The sequence below is a fragment of the Kluyvera sp. 1366 genome (genome assembly GCF_054823405.1).
The window spans coordinates 120,012-138,089 of the sequence record NZ_JBTRDW010000003.1 but is presented as its reverse complement, the minus strand read 5'-3'; the positions used below and the strand labels follow the sequence as shown (position 1 = coordinate 138,089).

The following is an 18,078-nucleotide window of genomic DNA, read 5'->3' as shown; positions in this document are numbered from 1 at the left end:
CTATAACAATCACCGGCCGCCGGACGGAAGCACGTTATGAATCAGCGCGTCCCATATAACGACGTTCCGCAATATGAATGCGGATGCGATCGCCATTGCTCAGGTATTCCGGCACCTGAATGGATAAGCCGGTGCTCATGCCTGCGGGTTTGGAGCGAGCGCTGGCGGAGGCGCCTTTAATGCCCGGCGAGGTATCAACAATTTCCATATCGACGGTTTGTGGCAGCTCAAGCGCCAAGACCTGGCCATCCATCGTCAGCACCTGAATGCCTGGAATGCCACCTTCAGGAATAAACAGCAGCTCTTCTTCAATTTGCTCTTTTTTGAAGTTGTACGGCGTGTAGTCTTCGTCATCCATAAACACATACTCATCACCATCTATATAAGAGAAGGTGACGGCGCGGCGGCTAAGCGAAATGGCGTCAATAATATCGTCGCCTTTGAAGCGTTCTTCCACTTTCAGGCCGGTGCGGACATCGGTGAAACGCATCTTATAGAGCGTCGCGGCACCGCGAGCACTTGGGCTCTGTACATCAATGTCTTTCACCAGCAACAGTTTGCCGTTCCAGGTGACAGCCATCCCTTTTTTGATCTCATTTGCCTTTGGCATGGTGGTTTTCTCGCTGACAGGAGGTTAATGCGCGTCACGTTACTCGCGCGGCGAAAAACTGGCAAGTCAGCCAATGTAAAATTGTTGCCGGTGCATGGCATTCGCGGTCTGGGACTGTTATTGTCGCGGCGAATTGTCTGCAGGAGCGCATGATGTTTTGTCGTGACCAGTGCGGTGCCTGTTGCACAGCCCCCTCAATCTCGTCCCCGATTCCTGGCATGCCGCACGGCAAGCCGGCCAACACGCGTTGCGTGCAGCTTGATGAGCAACAGCGTTGCAAAATCTTTGGTTCACCGCTGCGTCCGGCGGTCTGTGCCGGCTTACAGCCCAGCGCCGAAATGTGCGGCAGCAGCCGTGATAGCGCCATGACATTTCTGCTTAAACTGGAAGCCGATACGGCGCCCTGAAGCACTGCTGACGCATAGCTGAAGAATTGGGCTTAGTGCCGTTGGTCTGTACAGCAAAAGCATCAGCCTGCCTGCCGGTAAAAATCTTAAATCCAACATGAAGTGTGCGGAACGTCAAAAATCTGCTACTCAGATCGCGCATTTTCTTGCCTGCTGTACGTGGCTGTACCATATTCCCTGAAACGTTTCAGCGTTGTCACTCCGGCTAAGTCCGCGATGCACAGCAGCTTTTTTCACCATCTAGCTGAAACGATTCAATACAGCAAGCGAGGAGAGATATGTTCCAGCTCAAAGTTCAGACCATTCATACCGGTGCTAGCGCACAGAATAAAGAAGAGGCCATTCGTCAGGTTGCCGCTGCGTTAACCGCTGCAGGCAATGTGGCCGAAGGCTACGTTAACGGCATGCTGGCGCGCGAACAGCAAACCACCACTTTCCTGGGTAACGGCATCGCCATTCCGCACGGCACCACCGACACCCGCGACCTGGTGCTGAAAACCGGTGTCCAGGTTTATCAGTTCCCGCAGGGCGTGGATTGGGGCGAAGGGCAAACGGCGTATGTGGCGATCGGTATTGCCGCTAAATCGGATGAACACCTCGCGTTGCTGCGCCAGCTCACTCACGTATTAAGTGATGACAGCATTGCTGAACAGCTGAAAACCGCCTCGGCGGAAGATCTGCGTGCGCTGCTGATGGGCGAAAACCAGGCCGCAGAATTCAAATTCGATACCTCGCTGATTGCCGTTGATGTGGCGGCCAGCGATTTAATCATGTTACAGGCACTGAACGCCGGACGTCTGCAGGCTGCAGGCGCGGTGGACGCGTCATTTATTGCTGACGTGATTTCCCGCGCCCCGCTGAGCCTCGGTCAGGGCATCTGGCTGAGCGACAGCGCCAACGGCAATCTCGGCAGCGCAGTGGCCGTAAGCCGCGCGGCAGCGCCATTCCAGCATCAGGGCGAAAACGTCGCGCTGCTGCTGACCGTGGCGGCTAACGATCAGCGTCCGCTGGAAGTGCTGGGCTATCTCAGCAATCTGCTGCTGAGCAACAAAGCTGAACGTCTGCTGAAAGCCGATGCCGCCGGTATCCTGGCGCTGCTGACCAGCGAAGTCGATGAAGCTGCCGAGCTGCTGACCGCTGAATTCACCATCCGCAACGAACACGGTCTGCATGCGCGTCCGGGTACGGCGCTGGTGACCGTCATTAAACAGTTCAACAGTGACATCACCGTAACTAATCTCGATGGCAGCGGTAAGCCTGCTAACGGCCGCAGCCTGATGAAAGTCGTTGCGCTCGGTGTGAAAAAAGGCCATCGCCTGCGCTTCACCGCCAGCGGCGAAGATGCACAGCAGGCGCTGAACGCAATTGAAGAAGCGATCAATTCTGGTTTAGGCGAGGGGGTTGCATGAGCCGTCGTGTCGCAACAATTACCTTAAACCCGGCTTACGATCTGGTCGGATACACGCCAGAAATTGAGCGCGGCGAAGTTAACCTGGTGAAAACCACCGGCCTGCACGCGGCGGGTAAAGGCATCAACGTTGCCAAAGTGCTGAAGGATCTCGGTATCGATGTCACCGTCGGCGGTTTCCTCGGCAAAGAGAATCAGGACGGCTTTCAGCAGCTGTTCAGCGAACTCGGTATCGCCAACCGTTTTCAGGTGGTGCAGGGCCGTACGCGTATTAACGTTAAGCTGACCGAAAAAGACGGCGATGTGACCGACCTGAATTTCTCTGGCTTTGAGGTCACCGCGCAGGATTGGGAGCGCTTCACCGCCGATTCTCTCACCTGGCTCGGCCAGTTCGACATGGTGTGCGTCAGCGGCAGCTTGCCAGCCGGCGTGGCGCCAGAAGCCTTCACTAAATGGATGAGCGATCTGCGCACGCTGTGCCCGTGCATCATCTTCGACAGCAGCCGCGAAGCGCTGGTCGCCGGTCTGAAAGCCGCGCCGTGGCTGGTGAAACCGAACCGCCGCGAGCTGGAGATTTGGGCTGGTCGCAAACTGCCTGCGCTGCAGGACGTGATCGGTGCTGCACATGAACTGCGTGAGCAAGGTATTGCGCACGTAGTGATTTCTCTCGGTGCGGAAGGTGCGCTGTGGGTGAATGCCTCCGGCGAATGGATCGCCAAACCGCCTGCCTGCGAAGTGGTCAGCACCGTCGGTGCCGGCGATTCGATGGTCGGCGGCCTGATTTACGGCTTGCTGATGCGTGAATCCAGCGAGCACACGCTGCGTCTGGCGACGGCAGTGGCGGCGATGGCCGTTAGCCAAAGCAACGTTGGCGTTAAAGATCGTACCCAGTTGGCCGCGATGATGGCGCGCGTCGACTTACAACCCGTTAACTAACAGCAGGAGAGCGATAATGAAAACGCTGCTGATAAAAGATTCTTCACTGGGACTGGCGTCAGGACATCTGGCGCTGGAACGTTTACGCGCGACGGCGGCACAAGCTGGCCTGACGCTGACCGATAATGCCGCCGAAGCTGAACTGGTGCTGGTTGCTGGCCACAATGTGCCGCACGACGCAGAGCTGGTCGGTAAATCGCTGGCGCTGGTTGATGTGCAGCAAGCGCTGCGCGATCCGCTGGCGGCAATCAATCAAGCCAAAGCGAGTGCCAAAACCTGGCAGCCTGCTGCTGCAACCGCTGCCGCGCCAGTAGCTGCGCAGAGCGCTGCTCAGAAACGCATCGTGGCGGTGACCGCCTGCCCAACCGGCGTGGCGCATACCTTTATGGCTGCTGAAGCTATTCAGGCCGAAGCGACCAAGCGTGGCTGGTGGGTGAAAGTTGAAACCCGTGGTTCTGTGGGCGCAGGCAACGCGATTACCCCAGAAGAAGTGGCGGCGGCCGATCTGGTGATCGTCGCGGCTGATATCGATGTGGATCTGGCGAAATTTGCCGGTAAGCCGATGTACCGCACCTCAACCAGTCTGGCGCTGAAGAAAACTGCGCAGGAGCTGGATAAAGCGCAGGCCGAAGCGAAAACCTATCAGCCGAGCGGCAATCAGGCTGCCAGCGCACAGGGCGACAGTAAAGAGAAAGCCGGTGCCTATCGTCACCTGCTGACTGGCGTTTCGTACATGCTGCCGATGGTGGTTGCCGGTGGTTTGAGCATCGCGCTGTCATTTGCCTTTGGTATCACCGCATTTAAAGAGCCGGGCACCTTAGCGGCGGCACTGATGCAGATTGGTGGTGGCAGCGCCTTCGCGCTGATGGTGCCAGTGTTAGCCGGTTTCATTGCCTTCTCGATTGCGGATCGTCCGGGTCTGACGCCTGGTTTGATTGGCGGTATGATCGCCACCAGCATTAACGCCGGTTTCCTGGGCGGTATCATCGCCGGTTTCATTGCCGGTTACGCCGCGAAGATGCTCAGCAGCAAAGTGAAACTGCCGCAGAGTATGGAAGCGCTGAAACCGATTCTGATCATTCCGCTGGTGGCGAGTTTAATTACCGGTTTGCTGATGATTTACGTGGTAGGTAAGCCGGTGGCGGGCATCATGACTGGCCTGACAACCTGGCTGGCCAATATGGGTACCGCGAACGCGGTGCTGCTGGGCGCGATTCTCGGTGGCATGATGTGTACCGACATGGGTGGTCCGGTGAACAAAGTGGCTTATGCGTTTGGTGTTGGTCTGCTGAGTTCACAAACCTACGCACCGATGGCGGCCATCATGGCAGCCGGTATGGTACCACCGCTGGCGATGGGCCTGGCGACGCTGGTTGCGCGTCGTAAGTTCAACAAAGGTCAGCAGGAAGGGGGTAAAGCGGCGCTGGTGCTCGGTCTGTGCTTCATCTCTGAAGGTGCGATTCCGTTTGCGGCGCGTGATCCAATGCGTGTGCTGCCGTGCTGTATCATTGGCGGCGCGGTAACCGGTGCGATTTCCATGGCGATTGGCGCGAAACTGATGGCACCGCACGGTGGTCTGTTCGTCCTGCTGATTCCAGGCGCGATTACCCCAGTATTGGGTTATCTGCTGGCGATTGTGATTGGTACTGCGGTAGCGGGACTTGGCTACGCCATCCTGAAACGTCCGGAAGAAGAGCTGGTTAAAGCCGCGTAATCTTCGTCAGACATAAAAAAAGGGAGCTGCGGCTCCCTTTTGTTTAATCAGATAATTAACCCTGCTGCTCCGACTTCAACCACGCAATCTCATCCTTCCAGATATCCGGATTAATGGTTTCCAGAATCATGGGAATGCCGTCAAAACGTTTATCTTTCATCAGCCAGCTAAACGCGGTTTTACCGATATTGCCTTCACCCAGACTGTGATGGCGGTCGACGCGACTGCCCAGCGTGCTTTTGGCATCATTCAGGTGCATACCGCGCAAATACTGGAAACCAACGATGCGCTCAAAGTCGCTGAAGGTCTCGGCGCAGGCTTCTTCGGTACGCAGGTCGTAACCGCCCGCAAAGGCGTGGCAGGTATCAATGCACACGCCAACGCGCGACTTATCTTCCACGTGCTCAATAATGGTGGCGAGGTGCTCGAAGCGGAAACCGAGATTGCTACCCTGACCGGCGGTGTTTTCGATCACCGCCACCACGCTGCTGGTTTTATCCAGCGCGATGTTGATCGATTCGGCGATACGCTTCAGGCAGGCTTCTTCTTCAATCTGCTTCAGATGGCTGCCCGGGTGGAAGTTCAGCAAGGTCAAACCCAACTGCTCGGCACGCTGCATCTCATCGAGGAAAGCCTCGCGCGATTTCTCCAGCGCTTCCATCACCGGATGGCCGAGGTTAATCAGATAGCTATCGTGCGGCAGAATCTGCGCGGAGGTGAAGTTGTAACGATCGCAGGCGGTTTTAAACGCATCGATCACTTCTCCTGACAGCGGTGCGGCTTTCCACTGGCGCTGATTTTTGGTGAACAGCGCAAAGGCTGTGGCTTCGAGTTCGTGGGCACGGATAACTGCCTGGTCCACGCCGCCTGATGCACTGACATGTGCGCCGATATATTTCATGCCGCTCTCCTGATTGGGCGATTGCTGCTGCAAAGCTGCCCATCATAGCGGATGCGGTTACGCCATGAAATGTTGCACCAGCACATTGAGTGCTCCGCCGCCGAGAATTAACCAGCCAAACATCACCAATCCCAGCAGCAACGGTTTACAACCGGCCTGTTTCAGGGCGCTGAAGCGCGTAGTCAAACCCAGCGCGGCCATCGCCATCGCCAGCAGCAGATTGGCCAGCTGATTCAACGTGCCAACAATATTGGCAGGCAGCAGATGCAGCGAGTTAAACAGCGCCATCACAATAAACAGCAGCGCGAACCAGGGAAAACGAATCGCTTGTTGCTGTGCGTTGTGGCTAGGCTGACGTTTCAGCCAGCTTCCCAGCATCAGCAAGAAGGGCGCTAACATCATCACGCGCAGCATTTTGGCAATCACGGCGGTGTTTTCGGCCTCGGCACCCATCGCGTGTCCTGCCGCAACGACCTGCGCTACTTCATGCAACGTCGAACCCGTGAAGATACCGAAATGTTCCGCGCTGACGTTTGGCAGCAGCGACCACAGCAGCGGATAGAGCACGATACCGAGGGTACCAAACAGCACCACAGTCGCAACAGCCACCGCCACTTTTGACGGCGCAGCCTTGACGATAGGTTCACTCGCCAGCACCGCCGCCGCACCGCAAATGCTGCTGCCCGCCCCAATCAGCCACACGGTTTCGCGATCCATCTTCAGCAGACGAATGCCGATAAAACAGGTCAGCAGGAAAGTGGAGCTGAGAACCATCACATCAATCAATACGCCGCTAAGACCGACATCAGCAATCTGCTGCACGGTAATACGAAAGCCATACAGGATGATGCCGAGGCGCAGCAAGCGCTGTTTCGCCAGCATTACGCCGCTGTCACAGGCGCCGGCCATCTGCGGATAAAGGGTGTTACCGAGCACGATGCCCAAAATAATCGCTAACGTCAGCGCACCGAATCCGGCCCCGGCCAACCAAGACTGATTGCTTAACCACGCCGCGGTACCGGCAATCGCCACGGTCAACAGCAAACCCGGTAGCCAGTGATGTAGATGAAACGGGGTTTTATTCACGCTTAACTCAGCCATACTTTTCTCCTGTAGGGGTACCATTCCTGGCGACCTTCTAACATTCAATCTCTGCCTCAAGCCTGCGCTGCGCTGGTATAAAAGTAAAATTGATAATATATTTATAATTAACCAGAATAAGTAATATAAAGAGAACCGCATGCACATCACGTTGCGCCAGATTGAAGTGTTTACCGAAGTGCTGAAGAGCGGCTCGACGACGCAGGCCTCGCAGGTGCTGGCGCTGTCGCAGTCGGCGGTGAGCGCCGCGTTAGCAGATTTGGAAAACCAACTCGGTGTGCAGCTGTTTGACCGCGTCGGTAAGCGGCTGGTGGTGAATGAGCATGGCCGTTTACTCTATCCGCGTGCCGTGGGTTTGATGGAGCAGGCGGGCGAAATCGAACAGCTGTTTAAGGAAGATAACGGGGCGATTCGCCTGTTCGCCAGCAGCACCATTGGTAATTACCTGCTGCCGGGCATGATCGCCGCCTATCGCCGCGATTTCCCCGCGTTGCCGCTGGAGCTGAGCGTCGGTAACAGTCAGGATGCGATTAATGCGGTGGCGGATTTCCGCGTCGATATCGGTTTGATCGAAGGTCCGTGCCACGAGCTGGATATTATCAGCGAGCCGTGGCTGGAAGATGAGCTGGTGGTGTTTGCCGCGCCGGATGCCGCCATCCTGCAGCAGCCGATTACGCTGGAAGCGCTCGCCGCCGCGCCGTGGATTCTACGCGAGCGCGGTTCAGGCACGCGCGAGATCGTTGATTATCTGCTGCTGTCGCATCTGCCACAGTTTCAGCTCGGCATGGAGTTAGGCAATTCAGAGGCGATTAAACACGCGGTGCGTCACGGCATGGGCATCAGCTGTTTGTCGCGGCGGGTGATTGAGGATCAGCTGGAAGCCGGCACGCTGGTGGAAGTCGCGATCCCATTGCCGCGCCTGACGCGCACGCTGTATCGCATCCATCATCGACAGAAGCATGTGTCCAAAGCTTTGAGCCGTTTCCTGTCGTATTGCCGTGAATAATCACAGCGCTGAGCACGCTGCGGCTAATAATTCCCGGCCGATCATGAAGGTAACTAATAACCCGACGTGAATGCTATACAGCTTGGGGCTAGCTGCTACAATCTCGCCTCATTTTTATCCAGCATAGCGTTTACACATGCATAATGACTCAAAAACAACACAACAACCTGGATTGCGCCGTGAATTAAAAGCGCGTCATCTCACCATGATCGCCATTGGTGGTTCCATCGGTACCGGCCTGTTTGTCGCCTCGGGTGCCACCATTTCTCAGGCCGGACCCGGCGGCGCGCTGCTCTCCTATGCGCTCATCGGCCTGATGGTTTACTTCCTGATGACCAGCCTCGGCGAACTCGCGGCCTTTATGCCGGTTTCTGGCTCCTTCTCCACCTACGGTTCAAAATATGTTGAAGAAGGCTTCGGTTTCGCGCTGGGCTGGAACTATTGGTACAACTGGGCGGTGACCATCGCCGTTGACCTCGTCGCCTCGCAGCTCGTCATGAACTACTGGTTCCCGGACACGCCCGGCTGGATCTGGAGCGCACTGTTCCTTGGCCTGATGTTCCTGCTCAACTACATCTCAGTCAAAGGCTTCGGCGAAGCGGAATATTGGTTCTCGCTGATCAAAGTGACCACCGTCATCATCTTTATTGTGGTTGGCGTGTTGATGATCACCGGCATCCTGCGCGGCGCAGAAAACGCCGGCTGGCATAACTGGACCGTGGGCGAAGCGCCGTTCGCCGGTGGTTTTGCCGCGATGATAGGCGTGGCGATGATCGTTGGCTTCTCCTTCCAGGGCACCGAGCTGATCGGTATCGCGGCCGGTGAATCTGAGGATCCGGCGAAGAACATTCCGCGCGCGGTGCGTCAGGTATTCTGGCGAATTCTGCTGTTCTATATCTTCGCTATTCTAATCATTAGCCTGATTCTGCCGTACACCGATCCGAAGCTGCTGCATAACGATGTCACCGATATCGCCATCAGCCCGTTCACGCTGGTGTTCCAGAATGCCGGTCTGCTCTCGGCGGCAGCGGTAATGAACGCGGTGATTCTGACGGCGGTACTGTCAGCGGGTAACTCCGGCATGTACGCCTCAACGCGTATGCTGTTCAACCTGGCACGCGAAGGTAAAGCGCCACGCATTTTCGGCAAGCTGTCGAAAGGTGGCGTGCCGCGTAACGCGCTGATTGCTACCACTGTGGTGGCGGGATTGTGCTTCCTGAGCTCGAAATTTGGTAACCAGGAAGTTTACCTGTGGCTACTGAACACCTCAGGCATGACCGGTTTCATCGCCTGGTTGGGTATCGCCATTAGCCATTACCGTTTCCGTCGCGGTTATATCGCTCAGGGTCACAACCTGGCCGATTTGCCGTACCGTTCGGGCTTCTTCCCGCTGGGACCGATTTTCGCCTTTATTCTGTGTTTGATCATCACACTGGGTCAGAACTATCAGGCGTTCCTTGCTGACCGCATTGATTGGTATGGCGTGGCCGCAACCTATATTGGTCTGCCGCTGTTCCTGATTATTTGGTTGGGTTACAAGCTGACACGCGGTTCGCGCTTCGTGAAATACAGCGAGATGGAATTCCCGACGTTTAAAGAGTAGTCATACCCTTGCGCGATAAATCGCGCCGCTACGAATAAGGTGCACGTGTAGTAGCGGCGCAATTTATTGCGCATTGTTTTGGATTTTGTTACTCAGATTGAATTGATAATTATTATCACCTGCACTATTGTGGCTGCCGTTATGATTTCGACAAGAAACGGGTAGAACAATGCGTACCACCGACGCCACGCTGCTGGCGGAAAACGGCCTCGAAACCGACACCATGACGCGTTATCGTCAGGTACTGCGCCAGCGATTGATGTTAATTGGCGTGCTGGCGCTGGCGATATTAGCGTCAGTGATTCTTGATTTCACCCTCGGCCCGGCTGGGCTCTCCCTCGACACCTTATGGCAAACGCTGACGCATCCCGATGCGGTCGATGCGGGCACCCGCGTGATTGTCTGGGATATTCGTTTACCGTACGCCTTGATGGCGGTGGTGGTGGGCTTCTCGCTCGGCCTTGCCGGTGCAGAGATGCAAACCATCCTGAATAACCCGCTTGCCAGCCCGTTTACGCTCGGCGTTTCGTCGGCGGCGGCCTTTGGTGCGGCGCTGGCCATCGTTCTTGGTATCGGCATTCCTGGCGTGCCGGATCAGTGGTTTATCTCCGCCAACGCGTTTGTGTTTGCGCTATTTGCCGCCTTGATGCTGGATGGCGTGACGCGCTGGACCAAAGTTTCGACCTCTGGCGTGGTGCTGTTTGGTATCGCGCTGGTGTTCACCTTCAACGCATTAGTCTCAATGATGCAGTTCATCGCCAGCGAAGATACTTTGCAGGGCCTGGTGTTCTGGACCATGGGCAGCCTCGCGCGCGCCTCGTGGGAAAAGCTCGGCGTATTAACCGCCGCCTTTGCCATCCTGATTCCGTTCTCGATGCTCAGTAGCTGGAAGCTGACCGCGCTGCGCCTCGGCGAAGATCGCGCGGTGAGTTTTGGTATCGACGTGCGCCGTCTGCGCCTGGCAACGCTGCTGCGCATCAGTATTCTCTCTGCGCTGGCGGTGGCGTTTGTCGGCCCAATTGGTTTCATCGGTCTGGTCGCGCCGCACATTGCGCGCATGATGTTTGGTGAAGATCACCGCTATTACCTGCCAGCCAGCGCGCTGGTCGGTGCGCTGGTGCTGTCGCTGGCTTCGGTGGCGTCGAAAAACCTGATTCCCGGCGTGATCATTCCGGTGGGAATTGTGACGTCGCTGGTCGGCGTGCCGTTCTTCCTCAGCATTATTCTGCGTCATCGGGGGACGGTGTAATGGAGCAGGGATTACGTCTTAAGCATTTCTCCGCCGGTTATCCGAAGCGCAAGGTGATTGACGATCTCAACGTGCCGGAGCTGCCGCAGGGCAAAATCACCGTGTTGCTTGGCCCCAACGGCTGCGGCAAATCGACGCTGTTGCGCGCGCTGGCTGGTTTGGGCAAAGGGCAGGGCGAGCTGTGGCTGAACGGTGAAGAGCTGATGAGCCAGCCGTTTGCGCGCCGGGCGCAGCGTGTGGTTTATCTGCCGCAAAGTTTGCCGGCGGGCGTGCATCTGCACGTGCTGGAGTCGATTATCGTGGCGCAGCGTGCGTCGGGTGGCTTGCACAGCGCCTCGAGCGAAGCGGAGATCATGCATCTACTCGAGCAGCTCGGCATCGCGCATTTAGCCATGCGCTATCTCGATCAGCTTTCGGGCGGGCAGAAGCAGTTGGTGGGTCTGGCGCAATCGCTGATTCGCCGTCCGGAACTGTTGCTGCTGGATGAACCGCTCAGCGCGCTGGATCTTAACTACCAGTTCCACGTGATGGATCTGGTGCGTCGTGAAACCCGGTTGCGCAATATTGTGACGGTGGTGGTGGTGCACGATATCAACATCGCGCTGCGTCATGCGGATCACGCGTTGATGCTTAAGGATGGCAATCTGCTGGCGGACGGCGAGCCGTCGCAGGTGATTACGCCTGAGACGCTGGCGCAGGTGTATGGCGTGCGCGGCCGTATCGAGCACTGCTCTCGCGGCATGCCGCAGGTGATGATCGACGGGCTGGCGGAGACGTTGGTGTAGTTAGGTGCACGCTGTCCCCCATCCCGGCCTTCCCCCGCTAGCGGGGGAAGGAGACGCTGCCACATGCAGCTTCATCACTGACATGTGGCAGCATCTTCCTCCCCCATTTATGGGGGAGGACCGAGGAGGGGGACAGCCAGCACATACCCAGAGGCCAGCCAGCACCATCACACCAACAAATGCTTCGCGTGGAAACGCAGATGATCTTCCACGAAGCTGGCGATAAAGAAGTAGCTATGGTCATAACCTGGCTGAATGCGTAGCTCCAGCGGGAAACCTTGCTCACGCGCCACCGCTTCCAGTCGCTCTGGACGCAGCTGATCGGCGAGGAACTGATCGCTATCCCCTTGATCAATCAGAATCGGCAAGCGCTGTTCCACGTCACGCATCAACAGGCAACTATCCCATTCACGCCACGTCTGACGATCTTCACCCAGGTATGCGGCAAAGGCCTTCTGCCCCCAAGGCACTTCGGTAGGATTGACGATTGGCGCGAAGGCAGAAGCAGACGCAAAACGTCCGCCAAGACGCAATGCCAACACCAGCGCACCGTGACCGCCCATTGAATGACCCATCACCGACTGACGATCGCTCAGCTTAAAGTTATCCGCCACCAACTCCGGCAGCTCCGCGCTGAGGTAATCGAACATGCGGAAGTTCGCCGCCCACGGCTGCTGCGTGGCGTTGAGGTAGAAACCTGCGCCCTGGCCGAGATCGTAACCGCTGTCGTTCGCCACCTCGTCACCGCGCGGGCTGGTGTCTGGCATAATCAGCACCAAACCCAGCTGCGCAGCCACGCGCTGGGCGCCGGCTTTGGTGGTGAAGTTCTCATCGCTGCAGGTCAATCCGGCGAGAAACCACACTACCGGCGGCGGTGCGTCACTCTGCGGCGGCGGCAGAAAAATGCTGAAGGTCATCGGACAGTTCAGCACGGCCGACTGATGACGCCAGCGCTGCTGCCAGCCACCAAAAATGCGATGCTCTTCTAACAGCTCCAAAGTGGAAGCCATAACGTCTCCTGATTACTTAGTAAAATGCACCACCGTACGGATGGATTTCCCTTCATGCATCAGATCAAAGGCGTCGTTAATCTCTTCCAGCGGCAGGTTGTGGGTGATGAAATCGTTCAGGGCGAATTTACCGTCGAGGTAATCCTGCACGATGCCCGGCAACTGTGAACGGCCTTTAACGCCACCAAAAGCGGAACCACGCCATACGCGACCGGTCACCAGCTGGAATGGACGGGTAGAAATCTCCTGGCCCGCGCCAGCCACGCCGATAATCACTGATTCGCCCCAACCTTTGTGGCAGCACTCCAGCGCCGAACGCATCACGTTAACGTTACCGATGCACTCGAAGGAGAAATCGACGCCGCCGTCGGTCAGTTCAACGATCACATCCTGAATCGGCTTATCGTGATCTTTTGGGTTGATCAGATCGGTGGCACCCAGTTTGCGCGCCAGATCGAATTTACTGGTGTTGAGATCGATACCGATGATGCGACCGGCTTTCGCCATCTTCGCGCCGATAATCGCCGACAAACCAATGCCGCCGAGGCCGAAGATCGCCACGGTGTCGCCTTCTTTTACTTTGGCCGTGTTCATCACCGCGCCCATGCCGGTGGTGACGCCGCAGCCCAGCAGGCACACTTCTTCCAGAGGCGCTTCTTTGCTGATCACCGCCAGCGAGATTTCCGGTACCACGGTGTATTCAGAGAAGGTTGAGGTGCCCATGTAGTGGAAAATCGGCTTGCCGTCTTTGAAGAAGCGGGTGGTGCCGTCTGGCATCAAACCTTTGCCCTGGGTGGCGCGAATCGCCTGACACAGGTTGGTTTTGCCCGAGAGACAGAACTTACACTTGCCGCACTCTGGGGTGTAAAGCGGGATCACGTGGTCGCCGACGGCCACGCTGGTCACGCCTTCGCCCACCGCTTCCACCACGCCGCCGCCTTCGTGGCCGAGGATCGCCGGGAATACGCCTTCCGGATCTTGTCCCGACAAGGTGTAAGCATCGGTGTGGCACACGCCGGTGGCCACGATGCGCACCAGCACTTCACCTTTTTGCGGTGGCATCAGATCCACTTCTTCGATTTTCAGCGGTTCGCCAGCTGCCCAGGCAACGGCGGCGCGGGTTTTAATCATGTTCATGCAATCCCTCTTCCTGTAGATGCGGGGTAAGTGGCCCCGATGGTCGTGATGTCGATAAAACAGAAACTCACTCGGCAACGTGCAGCGGATGCCGTAACTCGTCGTTAACCGGGCGATCGTCAAACAGTTCAATAATCAAATATTTCAGTGCTTCCACATTGGGTGTAAACGCATCGCGCCGCCACATCAGCCAGGTGGCGGTATCGCGGTAAGCTGGCGGTAACGCATGCTCCTGCACGCGGGCGCGGGCTGGCATTTGCGCCAGCACCGAGGCGGGAATCATCGCCACGCCCGCGCCGCCGGCCACACACGCCACCATCGCGTGGTAAGACTGTATCTCCATTACGCTGCTCGGCGCGGTCTGGCTTTCGCGATACCAGGCTTCCAGCTTGGTGCGATAGGAACAGCTGTTGCGGAAAGCAAACAGCGTGTCGCCTTGCACATCGCGCGCGCTGGCAATCGGCGCATGTTCCGGGCTGGTGATCAGCACCATCTGCTCATTAAAGGCAATGCAGCCGTTGAGATCGTCGTGCGCCACAGGGCCATCCACCAGCGCAGCGGCCAGCGTGCCTTCCCGCACTTTGTCGATGATTTCACCGGAAGTATTGGTGATCAGTGACAGTTCCACGGCGGGAAAACGCTGGTGATAGGCCGCAAGGAGGGCAGGGAGGCGCGTCGCGGCGGTGCTCTCCATCGAACCGAGCGCGAAATTGCCGCCCGGCTCACCGGCGCGCGCCATGTTCAGCGCTTCATCGCTCAATGCCAGGATGCGCTGCGCATAGTTAAGAAAATTGTGGCCCATTGGCGACAGGCGAATGCGTTGCTTCTCACGAATAAACAGATCAACGCCAATTTCATCTTCCAGCTGGCGCAGACGCGTGGTGAGATTGGAAGGTACGCGATGGAGTTGCTCGGCGGCACGCGCCAGCGAACCGGAATCGGCGACGGAGCAAAACATGCGGAGCTGTACTAAATCCATATTCTCTTCTCGTAAGCAACTTGGTTAGTATTATTCACTTTTCGTGAGTTTAAACGTCATGCATGCTAGTGACAAGTTATAAAACATTCTGAGGTCGGTATGGCGTTTCGTGTCGCGCTTAGCGCGTTCTTAAGTTTAGTGGTTGCGATGGGGATTGGGCGATTTGCTTTCACGCCGCAGGTTCCGCTGATGATTCAGGGCCATCAACTGACGCTCACCAGCGCCAGTCTGGTGGCGGCACTCAACTATCTCGGTTATCTGTTTGGCTCGTTTGATGCGATGCGTGCGCGCAACCGCGTCGAGTGGCGTTTAAAGGCGGGCGTGTGGGGCGCAGTGATTTTAACGCTGCTCTCGGCCTGCGTCAGCGGTCCGTGGTTACATGGCCTGATTCGTTTCCTGATTGGCTGGGCCAGCGGCTGGGCGATGGTGTTGCTGGCGGCCTGGGCCAGCGACCAGCTACATCATCACGGACGTCCCGGCTTGCTGGCGGCGGTGTTTGCCGGACCCGGCACCGGCATCTTTATCAGCGGCATGCTGGCGGTGGCGCTGCACGCCAGCGGGGTCAGCGCGGCCTTTGCGTGGGCGGCTTACGGTTTGCTGGCGCTGTTGTTGATTGCCGCGATTGCGCGATTCCTGCCGCGCACCGGCCAGTTACATCGCCCCGATCAAGCTGCATCGCCGCTGGTGTTGAATGGCAATCTCAAGCGCCTGGTGCTGAGTTACAGCCTCGCCGGCTTTGGCTACATTCTGCCCGCCACTTTTCTGTCGCAAATGGCGGCGGCGCGTTTTCCTGACAGCGCGTTTGCCCAGTTTGTCTGGCCGGTGTTTGGTGGCGCGGCAGTGATCGGCATTGTGTTAGGTATTCTGACGCGTCACTGGGGCAGCAGCCATCTGCGGCTGGCCATAGTGCTGTGGGCGCAGGCGCTGGGCGTCATCGCCGCGATTGTACTGCCAGGCTTGAATGGCCTGATGCTGGGCGCAGCGCTGATCGGCGGCGGCTTCCTGTGTGTGGTGCAGCTGACGCTGCAATATGGGCGCGAGCTGGCACCGCAGCATGCGCGCTATCTTGCCGGTTTGCTCACCACCGGTTATGCGGTCGGGCAGTTGGGCGGTCCGCTGCTGTCGTGGATTTCCAGCATGCTATGGCATCAGCTGGAACCCGCGCTATGGGTAGCGGGCGCCAGCTTAATCCTTGCGGGAATGCTGGTTTTACGTCGCCGTACGTGATGAAAAGCTTATCAGAATGATTACTGGATTAAGGGCGCGGAGTATTTCACAATACGCGCTCAGAATTTCCCCCGTGGGCGAAAACCCGCGGGCGCATCACCTGTCGGAGAAGAGTAAATGAGCACCTTAAGTCAGGAAGCCGCCCTGGTTCACGAAGCGCTGTTGGCGCGTGGTCTGGAAACACCGTTACGTGCCCCGGTGCGTGAAATGGATGACGCCGCGCGCAAACGCGAAATTGCCGGTCACATGACGCAAATCATGCAGCTGCTGAACCTGGATCTGGAAGATGACAGCCTGATGGAAACGCCGCACCGCATCGCTAAGATGTATGTGGAGGAGATTTTCTCAGGTCTGGATTACGCCAACTTCCCGAAAATCACCGTCATCGAAAACAAGATGAAAGTGGATGAGATGGTAACGGTGCGTGATATCACGTTGACCAGCACTTGCGAACACCACTTTGTGATTATCGATGGCAAAGCCACCGTGGCCTATATCCCGAAAGAAAAAGTGATTGGCCTGTCGAAAATCAACCGTATTGTGCAGTTCTTTGCCCAGCGTCCGCAGGTGCAAGAGCGCCTGACGCAGCAAGTGCTGGTGGCGCTGCAAACGCTGCTTGGCACCAATAACGTTGCGGTGTCAATTGATGCGGTGCATTACTGCGTGAAAGCGCGTGGCGTAAAAGATGCTACCAGCGCCACCACCACCACTTCACTGGGTGGCTTGTTCAAATCCAGCCAGAACACGCGTCAGGAGTTTTTGCGCGCGGTTCGTCACAGCTAATCTGTTTGGGCAACAGCCTGTTGCCCGATTTCCTCTCTCCGTCAGGGCACTCGATGCAACGCTATCTCGCGCTGGATTTCATTCGTGGTTGCGCCATTCTCGGCATCTTGCTGCTGAACATTGTCGGCTTTGCGTTGCCATCGGCCGCCTATCTCAATCCGGCGTGGCGCGGCGAGGCTGCTACGTCTGATGCCTGGACGTGGGCGATCATGGATGGCCTGGCGCAGCTGAAATTCCTCACGCTGTTTGCCTTGCTGTTTGGTGCCGGCCTTTATATGCAGGCGCCGCGCGGTAGCCGCTGGATGTCGGCGCGTCTGACGCTGCTAGTGCTGCTCGGATTTATTCACGGCATCTTTTTCTGGGAAGGCGACATCCTGCTGGATTATGGCCTGATTGGGCTGATTATCTGGCGCATGCTGCGTGATGTGCCTTCCGACCGCGCGTTGTTACAAACCGGCGCATTACTCTATCTGGTCGGCTGCGGCGTGCTGCTGATTTTCGGCGCGGTCTCCAGCCCCAATCCCACGCGATCCTGGCTGCCGGGTGCGGCGGACCTGCAGTATGAAAGCTACTGGAAACTGCTCGGCGGTTGGGAAGCGGTGCAGAACCGGCTGGATCATCTGTCATCAGGCCTGATGGCGCTGGCATCACAATATGGATGGCAACTGGCGGGTTTGATGCTGATTGGTGCGGCATTGATGCGCAGCGGCTGGCTCAGCGGGCAATTTAGCGTGCAGCACTATCGCCGTTCGGCGGCGCTGCTGCTGACTATCGGCTGGCTGATCGCCATTCCCGGCATCGCCGCGCAGTGGATGATTGGCTGGGAATTCCGCTGGACCGGCTTTTTCCTGCAGGTACCGCGCGATCTCGCCAGTCCGTTTATCAGCCTCGGTTATGCCGCGCTTTGCCTGGGATTCTGGCCGCAAATTGCGTCAATGCGCGTCAGCTACGCCATTCAATGCGTTGGCCGCATGGCCTTGAGCAATTACCTGTTACAGACGCTGATTTGCACCACGCTGTTCTACCGCTTTGATCTGTTCCTCAGGTTCGATCGACTGCAGCTGCTGGCCTTTGTACCGGCTATCTGGCTGGTTAATATCCTGTTTTCCGTGCTGTGGCTGCGCGTCTTCCCGCAAGGCCCAATGGAGTGGATCTGGCGCAAACTGACACGTCTTGCCGCGGGAAAAGCTGATCCTTCCTCCTCGCTCAGATAATGATGTTC

At 57.3% G+C, this 18,078-nt stretch carries 17 protein-coding genes; 11 read left to right on the top strand and 6 right to left on the bottom strand.

Annotated features, from left to right (window positions below; translation table 11 throughout):
- Positions 1-34: 34 nt before the first annotated feature.
- On the bottom strand, positions 35-610 hold the full coding sequence (gene yeiP, locus ACVLVH_RS07440) for an elongation factor P-like protein YeiP (RefSeq protein WP_008105009.1): 576 nt from the start codon (positions 608-610) through the stop codon (positions 35-37).
- A gap of 152 nt (positions 611-762) precedes the next feature.
- Between yeiP and ACVLVH_RS07435 the strand changes: the two genes are divergently transcribed.
- The 4 genes from ACVLVH_RS07435 (at position 763) to fruA (ending at position 5,075) form a co-directional block, all read left to right on the top strand.
- Positions 763-1,017, top strand: a complete 255-nt coding sequence (locus ACVLVH_RS07435; RefSeq protein ID WP_008105007.1) for a YkgJ family cysteine cluster protein — start codon at positions 763-765, stop codon at positions 1,015-1,017.
- Positions 1,018-1,295: 278 nt separating this feature from the next.
- The gene (gene fruB / locus ACVLVH_RS07430) at positions 1,296-2,426 is read left to right on the top strand and encodes a fused PTS fructose transporter subunit IIA/HPr protein (RefSeq protein WP_498949129.1); all 1,131 of its coding nucleotides are present in this window, start codon (positions 1,296-1,298) and stop codon (positions 2,424-2,426) included.
- Positions 2,423-3,361: a 1-phosphofructokinase gene (gene fruK / locus ACVLVH_RS07425; protein ID WP_101763702.1), complete on the top strand. Its 939-nt coding sequence runs from the start codon at positions 2,423-2,425 to the stop codon at positions 3,359-3,361. The genes fruB and fruK overlap by 4 nt, the downstream gene beginning before the upstream one ends.
- A gap of 16 nt (positions 3,362-3,377) precedes the next feature.
- Entirely contained in the window at positions 3,378-5,075 is a 1,698-nt protein-coding gene (fruA, locus tag ACVLVH_RS07420) for a PTS fructose transporter subunit IIBC (protein WP_498949127.1), read from the top strand.
- Between the two features lie 55 nt (positions 5,076-5,130).
- Here fruA and nfo read toward each other — a convergent pair whose 3' ends face one another.
- Both nfo and ACVLVH_RS07410 read right to left on the bottom strand, forming a co-directional pair.
- On the bottom strand, positions 5,131-5,976 hold the full coding sequence (gene nfo, locus ACVLVH_RS07415; RefSeq protein ID WP_101763704.1) for a deoxyribonuclease IV: 846 nt from the start codon (positions 5,974-5,976) through the stop codon (positions 5,131-5,133).
- A gap of 57 nt (positions 5,977-6,033) precedes the next feature.
- The gene (locus ACVLVH_RS07410) at positions 6,034-7,077 is read right to left on the bottom strand and encodes a YeiH family putative sulfate export transporter (protein ID WP_498949125.1); all 1,044 of its coding nucleotides are present in this window, start codon (positions 7,075-7,077) and stop codon (positions 6,034-6,036) included.
- A gap of 139 nt (positions 7,078-7,216) precedes the next feature.
- Between ACVLVH_RS07410 and yieE the strand changes: the two genes are divergently transcribed.
- The 4 genes from yieE (at position 7,217) to ACVLVH_RS07390 (ending at position 11,720) form a co-directional block, all read left to right on the top strand.
- Positions 7,217-8,083 carry a DNA-binding transcriptional regulator YeiE gene (gene yieE, locus ACVLVH_RS07405; protein WP_498949123.1) on the top strand — a complete coding sequence of 289 codons (867 nt, stop codon included), beginning with the start codon at positions 7,217-7,219 and terminating at the stop codon, positions 8,081-8,083.
- Between the two features lie 136 nt (positions 8,084-8,219).
- A complete protein-coding gene (locus ACVLVH_RS07400) occupies positions 8,220-9,686 on the top strand; it encodes an amino acid permease (RefSeq protein WP_498949121.1) in 1,467 nt (488 codons plus the stop codon).
- A gap of 169 nt (positions 9,687-9,855) precedes the next feature.
- Positions 9,856-10,935 (top strand): FecCD family ABC transporter permease, encoded by a 1,080-nt coding sequence (locus ACVLVH_RS07395; RefSeq protein WP_101763708.1) that lies wholly within the window; start codon positions 9,856-9,858, stop codon positions 10,933-10,935.
- A complete protein-coding gene (locus ACVLVH_RS07390; protein WP_110866609.1) occupies positions 10,935-11,720 on the top strand; it encodes an ABC transporter ATP-binding protein in 786 nt (261 codons plus the stop codon). Before ACVLVH_RS07395 ends, ACVLVH_RS07390 begins: the two co-directional genes overlap by 1 nt.
- A gap of 167 nt (positions 11,721-11,887) precedes the next feature.
- Here the strand turns inward: ACVLVH_RS07390 and fghA are convergent, their stop codons facing one another.
- The 3 genes from fghA to ptrR form a co-directional block, all read right to left on the bottom strand.
- Positions 11,888-12,730 (bottom strand): S-formylglutathione hydrolase, encoded by an 843-nt coding sequence (gene fghA / locus ACVLVH_RS07385; RefSeq protein ID WP_137386162.1) that lies wholly within the window; start codon positions 12,728-12,730, stop codon positions 11,888-11,890.
- A gap of 12 nt (positions 12,731-12,742) precedes the next feature.
- Complete coding sequence (locus tag ACVLVH_RS07380; protein WP_064739274.1) at positions 12,743-13,867, bottom strand: S-(hydroxymethyl)glutathione dehydrogenase/class III alcohol dehydrogenase; 1,125 nt, start codon at positions 13,865-13,867, stop codon at positions 12,743-12,745.
- Positions 13,868-13,934: 67 nt separating this feature from the next.
- A complete protein-coding gene (ptrR, locus tag ACVLVH_RS07375; protein ID WP_498949118.1) occupies positions 13,935-14,846 on the bottom strand; it encodes a putrescine utilization regulator PtrR in 912 nt (303 codons plus the stop codon).
- A 99-nt stretch (positions 14,847-14,945) separates the two neighbouring features.
- Between ptrR and ACVLVH_RS07370 the strand changes: the two genes are divergently transcribed.
- The 3 genes from ACVLVH_RS07370 (at position 14,946) to yeiB (ending at position 18,070) form a co-directional block, all read left to right on the top strand.
- Positions 14,946-16,073, top strand: coding sequence for a YbfB/YjiJ family MFS transporter (locus tag ACVLVH_RS07370; protein ID WP_498949117.1), 1,128 nt, complete (start codon positions 14,946-14,948; stop codon positions 16,071-16,073).
- A 117-nt stretch (positions 16,074-16,190) separates the two neighbouring features.
- Positions 16,191-16,856, top strand: coding sequence for a GTP cyclohydrolase I FolE (gene folE / locus ACVLVH_RS07365; protein WP_498949116.1), 666 nt, complete (start codon positions 16,191-16,193; stop codon positions 16,854-16,856).
- Between the two features lie 53 nt (positions 16,857-16,909).
- Positions 16,910-18,070: a DUF418 domain-containing protein YeiB gene (gene yeiB, locus ACVLVH_RS07360; RefSeq protein WP_110866611.1), complete on the top strand. Its 1,161-nt coding sequence runs from the start codon at positions 16,910-16,912 to the stop codon at positions 18,068-18,070.
- The last annotated feature ends 8 nt before the right edge of the window (positions 18,071-18,078 follow it).

What these genes read in the sequence shown, in the direction of transcription:
- yeiP (WP_008105009.1), bottom strand. Translation starts at nt 610, where the DNA reads ATGCCAAAGGCAAATGAGATCAAAAAAGGGATGGCTGTCACCTGGAAC.
- ACVLVH_RS07435 (WP_008105007.1), top strand. Translation starts at nt 763, where the DNA reads ATGTTTTGTCGTGACCAGTGCGGTGCCTGTTGCACAGCCCCCTCAATC.
- fruB (WP_498949129.1), top strand. Translation starts at nt 1,296, where the DNA reads ATGTTCCAGCTCAAAGTTCAGACCATTCATACCGGTGCTAGCGCACAG.
- fruK (WP_101763702.1), top strand. Translation starts at nt 2,423, where the DNA reads ATGAGCCGTCGTGTCGCAACAATTACCTTAAACCCGGCTTACGATCTG.
- fruA (WP_498949127.1), top strand. Translation starts at nt 3,378, where the DNA reads ATGAAAACGCTGCTGATAAAAGATTCTTCACTGGGACTGGCGTCAGGA.
- nfo (WP_101763704.1), bottom strand. Translation starts at nt 5,976, where the DNA reads ATGAAATATATCGGCGCACATGTCAGTGCATCAGGCGGCGTGGACCAG.
- ACVLVH_RS07410 (WP_498949125.1), bottom strand. Translation starts at nt 7,077, where the DNA reads ATGGCTGAGTTAAGCGTGAATAAAACCCCGTTTCATCTACATCACTGG.
- yieE (WP_498949123.1), top strand. Translation starts at nt 7,217, where the DNA reads ATGCACATCACGTTGCGCCAGATTGAAGTGTTTACCGAAGTGCTGAAG.
- ACVLVH_RS07400 (WP_498949121.1), top strand. Translation starts at nt 8,220, where the DNA reads ATGCATAATGACTCAAAAACAACACAACAACCTGGATTGCGCCGTGAA.
- ACVLVH_RS07395 (WP_101763708.1), top strand. Translation starts at nt 9,856, where the DNA reads ATGCGTACCACCGACGCCACGCTGCTGGCGGAAAACGGCCTCGAAACC.
- ACVLVH_RS07390 (WP_110866609.1), top strand. Translation starts at nt 10,935, where the DNA reads ATGGAGCAGGGATTACGTCTTAAGCATTTCTCCGCCGGTTATCCGAAG.
- fghA (WP_137386162.1), bottom strand. Translation starts at nt 12,730, where the DNA reads ATGGCTTCCACTTTGGAGCTGTTAGAAGAGCATCGCATTTTTGGTGGC.
- ACVLVH_RS07380 (WP_064739274.1), bottom strand. Translation starts at nt 13,867, where the DNA reads ATGAACATGATTAAAACCCGCGCCGCCGTTGCCTGGGCAGCTGGCGAA.
- ptrR (WP_498949118.1), bottom strand. Translation starts at nt 14,846, where the DNA reads ATGGATTTAGTACAGCTCCGCATGTTTTGCTCCGTCGCCGATTCCGGT.
- ACVLVH_RS07370 (WP_498949117.1), top strand. Translation starts at nt 14,946, where the DNA reads ATGGCGTTTCGTGTCGCGCTTAGCGCGTTCTTAAGTTTAGTGGTTGCG.
- folE (WP_498949116.1), top strand. Translation starts at nt 16,191, where the DNA reads ATGAGCACCTTAAGTCAGGAAGCCGCCCTGGTTCACGAAGCGCTGTTG.
- yeiB (WP_110866611.1), top strand. Translation starts at nt 16,910, where the DNA reads ATGCAACGCTATCTCGCGCTGGATTTCATTCGTGGTTGCGCCATTCTC.